This is a genomic window from Streptomyces sp. NPDC043746 (assembly GCF_056436485.1).
The window spans coordinates 178,243-184,769 of the sequence record NZ_JBWKCM010000011.1 but is presented as its reverse complement, the minus strand read 5'-3'; the positions used below and the strand labels follow the sequence as shown (position 1 = coordinate 184,769).

At 74.4% G+C, this 6,527-nt stretch carries 6 protein-coding genes; 4 read left to right on the top strand and 2 right to left on the bottom strand.

Annotated features, from left to right (window positions below):
• The first annotated feature begins 265 nt into the window (after nucleotides 1-265).
• A complete protein-coding gene (locus AC0682_RS15120; RefSeq protein ID WP_254811742.1) occupies nucleotides 266-538 on the top strand; it encodes a hypothetical protein in 273 nt (90 codons plus the stop codon).
• Between the two features lie 10 nt (nucleotides 539-548).
• On the opposite strand, the gene AC0682_RS15115 is transcribed toward AC0682_RS15120, so the two are convergent.
• The gene (locus tag AC0682_RS15115; RefSeq protein WP_478533200.1) at nucleotides 549-1,295 is read right to left on the bottom strand and encodes a ferritin-like fold-containing protein; all 747 of its coding nucleotides are present in this window, start codon (nucleotides 1,293-1,295) and stop codon (nucleotides 549-551) included.
• A gap of 448 nt (nucleotides 1,296-1,743) precedes the next feature.
• Between AC0682_RS15115 and AC0682_RS15110 the strand changes: the two genes are divergently transcribed.
• Both AC0682_RS15110 and AC0682_RS15105 read left to right on the top strand, forming a co-directional pair.
• Nucleotides 1,744-4,131, top strand: coding sequence for a DEAD/DEAH box helicase (locus AC0682_RS15110; protein WP_478533199.1), 2,388 nt, complete (start codon nucleotides 1,744-1,746; stop codon nucleotides 4,129-4,131).
• Between the two features lie 328 nt (nucleotides 4,132-4,459).
• Complete coding sequence (locus AC0682_RS15105; RefSeq protein WP_478533198.1) at nucleotides 4,460-5,317, top strand: alpha/beta fold hydrolase; 858 nt, start codon at nucleotides 4,460-4,462, stop codon at nucleotides 5,315-5,317.
• A gap of 22 nt (nucleotides 5,318-5,339) precedes the next feature.
• Here AC0682_RS15105 and AC0682_RS15100 read toward each other — a convergent pair whose 3' ends face one another.
• On the bottom strand, nucleotides 5,340-6,233 hold the full coding sequence (locus AC0682_RS15100; RefSeq protein WP_478533197.1) for an NYN domain-containing protein: 894 nt from the start codon (nucleotides 6,231-6,233) through the stop codon (nucleotides 5,340-5,342).
• An 86-nt stretch (nucleotides 6,234-6,319) separates the two neighbouring features.
• Here AC0682_RS15100 and AC0682_RS15095 point away from each other — a divergent pair, with 86 nt between their 5' ends.
• Nucleotides 6,320-6,472, top strand: a complete 153-nt coding sequence (locus AC0682_RS15095; protein ID WP_478533196.1) for a hypothetical protein — start codon at nucleotides 6,320-6,322, stop codon at nucleotides 6,470-6,472.
• The last annotated feature ends 55 nt before the right edge of the window (nucleotides 6,473-6,527 follow it).

Sequence of the window (6,527 nt, the reverse complement as noted above, 5' to 3'; positions counted from 1 at the left end):
CCCCCCCCCCCCCCCCCCCCCCCCCCCCCCCCCCCCCCCCCCCCCCCCCCCCCCCCCCCCCCCCCCCCCCCCCCCCCCCCCCCCCCCCCCACCGCCGGGCCCCAGGCGCCCGCTACCCGGCTCGGGGCTGCCGCACGCCCTGGTGGGGCAAGCCCTACCCGTACGGGTTTCCCCAGCTCGGCGGAGGGTTGTGAGGCGTGGGCCACGGGTAGGACCGCCTACGACCGATTCGCCTGCCCCGCACACCCCCGCGAGGTGATCCTTCGTGCTCTGGGAATCCTTCGGCGCCACCATGCTGGGACTCGTCCTGTCCTGGGCGGCTCTCCGCTCCCTGTCCGGACGGCTTCCGTCCGCCCGTGCGGTCTACGCCACCGGCGCGCTGGGGGCGCTGTTCGGGGCGTTCCTCACCCACTCGGCGCTGGGCCCCGGCCACGGGGTGGCGACGCTGATCGGCGCCGTCTCTGTCGGGGCGGTGACGCTGTCGCTGCTGATCCGCCCGCGCGGCCGCCGCCTCACGAGGTCGGCGGCGGCCCAGTAGCCCCAGGGGGTTACGCGGCCAGCCCCAGCGCGGCCATGCGCTTGGTGTGGGCCTCGGTGATCCGGGAGAACATCCGGCCCACCTCCGCCAGGTCGAACCCGCCCGCGACGCCCCCCACCAGCATCGTCGAGAGCGCGTCGCGGTCCGCGACCACCCGCTGGGCCTGCGAGAGCGCCTCGCCCATCAGTCGGCGGGCCCAGAGCGCGAGCCGCCCGCCGACGCGCGGGTCGGCCTCGATGGCGGCGCGCACCTTCTCCACGGCGAAGTTGCCGTGGCCCGTGTCGTCGAGCACGGCGAGAACCAGGGCGCGGGTGTCGGAGTCGAGCCGGGCCGCGACCTCCCGGTAGAAGTCGCTGGCGATCGAGTCACCGACGTACGCCTTGACCAGCCCCTCCAGCCAGTCGGACGGGGCCGTCTGGCGGTGGAAGTCGTCGAGCGCCTTGGCGAAGGGCTCCATCGCGGTGGTGGGGTCCTCGTCGATGGCGCCGAGCCGCTCGGTCAGCCGCTCGAAGTGGTGGAACTCGGCGGCGGCCATCTTCGCCAGCTCCGCCTTGTCCCCGAGGGTCGGCGCGAGTTTCGCGTCCTCCGCGAGACGCTCGAAGGCGGCCAGCTCGCCGTAGGCGAGGGCGCCCAGCAGGTCCACGACGGCGGCGCGGTACTGCGGTTCCGCGGCGGCGGTGGCCCAGTCCTGGGCGGCGATTCCGGTCGCTCCAGGCGTTTCTTCGGGGTGTTCAGTGGCGTTGTCAGGCGTCTCCATGGACCGCACAATAGCCCGCCCGACGAGGGGCGGAAGGGCCCGGCCGACAGTGGACATCACACCGTTCCGATGAATTCGTCCAACACACATGCGCGAATCCGGGGTACAGTGGTATTGCGCTTACTGAGCATTTCCTGTGCCAGGGGCGCGTCCTTTGAATGAGGATGCCCGGTCGGTGGCCCGATCGGCTCCGACCCGACAGCCCTCCACGCGGTGCGTACGACACGTACGACTGCAATTGAGGGGCCCCCTCAGCGGCACGAGCGCTCGAGCGACGGCAGTGGTCCCGCGCCACCCGGCCTCCCACGGCCGGATGACCAACCCGGCACGGTACGACCCCCAGCGTTCGCCTCGGGCCGCGTCTCACAGAAGAGGCAGCACCCTGACTACGTTCCGCGACCTCGGCATTCTTCCCGAGACGGCCGAAGCCCTCGAGGCAGTCGGCATCATGTCCCCCTTCCCCATCCAGGAGCTGACGCTCCCCGTCGCGCTCTCCGGCTCCGACGTCATCGGCCAGGCCAAGACCGGCACCGGCAAGACGCTCGGCTTCGGACTCCCCCTCCTGGAGCGCGTCACCGTCCCCGCCGACGTCGAGGCGGGGCGCGCGAAGCCCGAAGAGCTGACCGACGCCCCCCAGGCGCTCGTCGTCGTCCCCACCCGCGAGCTGTGCACCCAGGTCACCAACGACCTGCTGACCGCCGGCAAGGTCCGTAACGTCCGCGTTCTCGCGATCTACGGCGGCCGGGCGTACGAGCCCCAGGTGGAGGCCCTCAAGAAGGGCGTCGACGTGATCGTCGGCACCCCGGGCCGACTGCTCGACCTGGCGGGCCAGCGCAAGCTGGACCTCTCCCACATCCGCGGGCTCGTCCTCGACGAGGCCGACGAGATGCTGGACCTGGGCTTCCTGCCCGACGTCGAGCGCATCATCACGATGCTGCCGGCCAAGCGCCAGACGATGCTGTTCTCGGCCACCATGCCCGGTGCCGTCATCAGCCTCGCCCGCCGCTACATGTCGCAGCCGACCCACATCAACGCCACCTCGCCGGACGACGAGGGCACGACCGTCAAGAACACGGTCCAGCACGTCTACCGCGCGCACTCGATGGACAAGCCCGAAATGGTCTCGCGGATCCTCCAGGCCGAGGGCCGCGGGCTGGCGATGATCTTCTGCCGGACGAAGCGGACGGCGGCCGACATCGCGGAGCAGCTGGAGAAGCGCGGCTTCGCCTCCGGCGCGGTCCACGGCGACCTCGGCCAGGGCGCCCGCGAGCAGGCGCTGCGCGCCTTCCGCAACGGCAAGGTCGACGTCCTCGTCTGCACTGATGTCGCCGCGCGCGGCATCGACGTCGAGGGTGTGACCCATGTCATCAACTACCAGTCGCCTGAGGACGAGAAGACCTACCTCCACCGCATCGGCCGCACCGGCCGGGCGGGCGCCAAGGGCACCGCGATCACGCTGGTCGACTGGGACGACATCCCGCGCTGGCAGCTGATCAACAAGGCGCTGGACCTGAAGTTCCCGGACCCCCCGGAGACGTACTCCACCTCGCCGCACCTCTTCGAGGAGCTGGGCATCCCGGCCGGCACCAAGGGCATCCTGCCGCGCGCCGAGCGGACCCGTGCCGGTCTGCGCGCCGAGGAGGTCGAGGACCTGGGCGAGACCGGTGGCCGCGGCCGCAGGTCCGCCGCCCCGGCGCCGGACCGCGAGGAGCGCGAGCCCCGTACGCGTACGCCGCGCCAGCGCCGCCGCACCCGTGGCGGGTCCACCGTGTCGGAGTCCGCGGCGACGGTCCCGGCCCCCGCCAAGGAGGCCGCGCCGGTCGCCCCGGCCGGTGACGAGCCGTCCGAGGCCCCGGCCCGCACCCCGCGCCGCCGCCGCCGTACGCGGGTGGGCGCGGCCGACCCCGTGACCGAGCCCCTGACCGAGGCGTCCGTGGCGGTCGCCGACGCCCCGGCGGCTCCCGCCCCGGCCGCCGAGGTCGCGGCCGAACCGGTGGCGACCGCCGTGGCCGAGCAGGTCGCGGAGCCGGTCGTGGAGGCCAAGCCGCGCCGCCGTCGCAGCCGCGCCGCCGCGAAGCCGGTGGCCGCCGAGCCGGTGGCGCAGATTCCCGCCGCCGCTGCCCCGGCCGAGGCCGGGTTCCAGACCGTGGCGGCCGCCGCGGGCATCGCGGAGCCGGTCGCCGAGCCGGTCGCGACCCGGCCGCGCCGCCGCGCCCGGATCGTGCGACCCGCCGACGAGGTGGACTTCCAGATCGCGCCGCCCTCCGAGCCGGAACCGGAGGCGAAGACCCGTCGCCGCCCGGCCCGCGCCACGAGCCGCCCGAAGGCCGAGGCCACCCCGAAGGCCGAGTCGAAGCCGAAGGCCGAAGTGGTCGCGGAGACCGAGTCGAAGCCGAAGCGGGCGTCCCGGGCGAAGGCCGCGGCCACCGCCGAGGCGGCCGCGCCTCAGGCCCCGGCCACCGACGAGACCGAGACGAAGCCCCGTCGCCGCCGCGCCACCCGCGCCGCGAGCGACGCCGAGGCCGAGACGGTCACGCCCCAGGCCCCGGCCACCGACGAGACCGAGGCCAAGCCCCGTCGCCGCCGGGCCACCCGGAGCGCGACCAACGCCGAGGCCCCGGCCGAGGCCGTCGCGCCGGAGGCTCCCGCCGCCGAGGTGGAGGCCAAGCCCCGTCGTCGCCGCGCGACCCGGAGCGTCACCTCGACCGCGACCCAGGAGGCCGCCGTGGTCTCCGAGGCCGAGGCCGTGGTGAGCGAGGCCGCCGCCGAGACGAAGCCGCGCCGCCGCCGCGCCACCCGCGCCGCCGGCAAGGCGACGGCCTCGACCGAGAGCTGACGCCCCGCCTGCTCCACCCACGGCCCCGGCCCCCGCACTCACCCGCGGGGGCCGGGGCCGTTCCGGCTGCCGGACGCGCTACGGGCCGCAGTCGACGGGCCGGCTGAGCACCGCAGGGGGCACCGGGCAGGCCCTGTGGCACCCGGGCGGCCACGGGCAGCCGTCGGATCCGGCGGTAGCCCCGGCGTCCCGGCCGGGCCCCGGCGCGCCGCACGGGCTGCCCGGGTCCCGGCGGCCCCCACGGCGGCCCGCCGCCCGCCCTCAGCGCCGCACCCCCTCCGGCTCCCCCGTCGTGCCCCCGGCCCGGTCGCGGCGATAGCCTCGCCCCATGAGCCGCCCGCCCACCTTCACACCGCCCTCCTGCGCCACCGCCCGCGTCCTGCGTACCGAGCGCGGGGACTTCGCCGTCCTGGACGCCGCACCGGACGCTCCCGCCCGCGCCACCGCCCTCCTGCTGCCCGGGTACACCGGGAGCAAGGAGGACTTCATCGCGCTGCTCGAACCGCTGTGCGCGGCCGGGTACCGGGTCGTCGCCGTGGACGGGCGCGGGCAGTACGAGTCGGAGGGGACGGGCCGCCAGGAGGATTACGCCCAGGACGAGTTGGCCCGCGATGTGCTCGCCCAGGCGGCGGCCCTGACCGGCGGGGGTGGGACGCTGCACCTGCTCGGGCACTCGCTCGGTGGCCAGATCTCCCGTGCGGCGGTCCTGCTGGACGCCACCCCGTTCCGCTCGCTGACCCTGATGTCCTCCGGGCCCGCCGCGGTCGTCCCCGCCCAGCAGCAGAAGGTGAAGATGCTCGGCGACGCGCTCGCCGTGCTCACCATGGACGAGGTGTGGGAGGCGATGCGGGCCCTGGACCCGCCGCAGGACGCGGACACCGGCGACGGCGAGGACATGCGCCGCCGCTGGCTGCGCCACAACCCGGCCCAGCTCATCGCCACAGGCGCCCAGCTCGCCGCCGAACCGGACCGGGTGGCCGAACTGGCCGCTCTCGGGCTGCCCGTCCACGTCCTGTCCGGCGAGCGTGACGACGTATGGCCGGTGGAGCAGTTCGACGCGATGGCCCGGCGGCTCACGGCACACCGCACCACGGTCGCCGGGGCCGAGCACTCCCCCAACACCGCCCGCCCGCACGAGACGGCGTCGGCGCTCGCCGCGTTCTGGGACACCGTTCCGGCGGCCTGAGGCCACCGGGCCCCACGGAGGGTCAGAACTGCGCCTGGAGGTGCTGCCAGAAGCCGTCGCGCAGCGCCCGGCGCAGGTGGGCGTGGCCGCGCAGGGAGTGCTGGAGCAGGCGTTCGGCCTCGACCAGCAGGTCCTGGTCGACGGAGCCCGGGAGGTAGGGGTGGCCGGGCAGCAGGTCGACGAGGGATTCGCGGCCGCGGGCGGCGAGCCAGGCGGCGGCGATCTGGGCGCCGACGAAGCGGACGTCCTCCCGGGAGGGGGCCGGGGTGTCGTCCTCGTACGTGGTGACCGGGCGCCGGGTGACGTACGGGCGGCAGAAGTCGAGGTCGAAGGTGCGCTGGCTGTCGACCTCCCAGAGGAGCGGTTCGGCCTGGTTGCGGCCTTCGGCCGCCTCGATGCCCCAGAGGTGGACGCGGGCCCCGTACCCCTGGGCGGCCTCGACCGCCGAGACCAGGTCCTCGTCGCCGCCGATGAGGGCCGCGTCGCTGATGGCGCGGTGCCGGGCGAGCGATTCGAGGTCGGTGCGGATGAGGGAGTCGACGCCCTTCTGCTGGTTGTTGGCGTTGAGGTTGCCCAGCCGCACCTTGACGTCCGGCAGTTCGGCGATGGCCTGCTGCTCGGTGGTGTGGATGCGGCGTCTGGCCCCGTCGTACCAGTAGACGCGCAGCAGCCGGCTGTCCGCGAAGATCGTGCGGGCCCGGTCGATGAGGGCGTCGATCAGCCCCTCCGCGTCCAGGTCGAAGGAGCGGCGGTCCTCGGTGCCGGTGACGAGCAACCCGGCCGCGGCGTACACATAGCCCGCGTCCACGAAGATGGCGTGCGTGGAGGGGGTCTTGGCGACCTCCACGAGCATGCGCTGAAGCAGCTCGTTGGTGCGGTCCAGGCGCTCCGCGATATCCGCCGGGTACTTAGACATCCAAAAAATTTCCTTAGCGTAGGGAATGTTTGCACCTGGTAAGCCGTTGTCACATGCAAGGAACGGACGAGACGAAGGGAAGCCCTGTGCGCTTCGAGATCATGCGACTCGACGACGTCGACGGTACCGCCGTGGACAGCACCGTCGTGGACGCCGCCTCCGTCAACGGGATCGTGCGGCAGGCCGCGGCGATGGGCCAGCGCATCTACATACGACCGGCCGAAAGCGCGGCTTCGTAACGCCCCCACGCACCACCGAAGGAAAGGCGCCCCCGCACGGAAGGACCGTGCGGGG

Coding starts and splice junctions, on each gene's coding strand:
- AC0682_RS15110 (WP_478533199.1), top strand. CDS start 1,744: ATGTCCCCCTTCCCCATCCAGGAGCTGACGCTCCCCGTCGCGCTCTCC.
- AC0682_RS15105 (WP_478533198.1), top strand. CDS start 4,460: ATGAGCCGCCCGCCCACCTTCACACCGCCCTCCTGCGCCACCGCCCGC.
- AC0682_RS15115 (WP_478533200.1), bottom strand. CDS start 1,295: ATGGAGACGCCTGACAACGCCACTGAACACCCCGAAGAAACGCCTGGA.
- AC0682_RS15100 (WP_478533197.1), bottom strand. CDS start 6,233: ATGTCTAAGTACCCGGCGGATATCGCGGAGCGCCTGGACCGCACCAAC.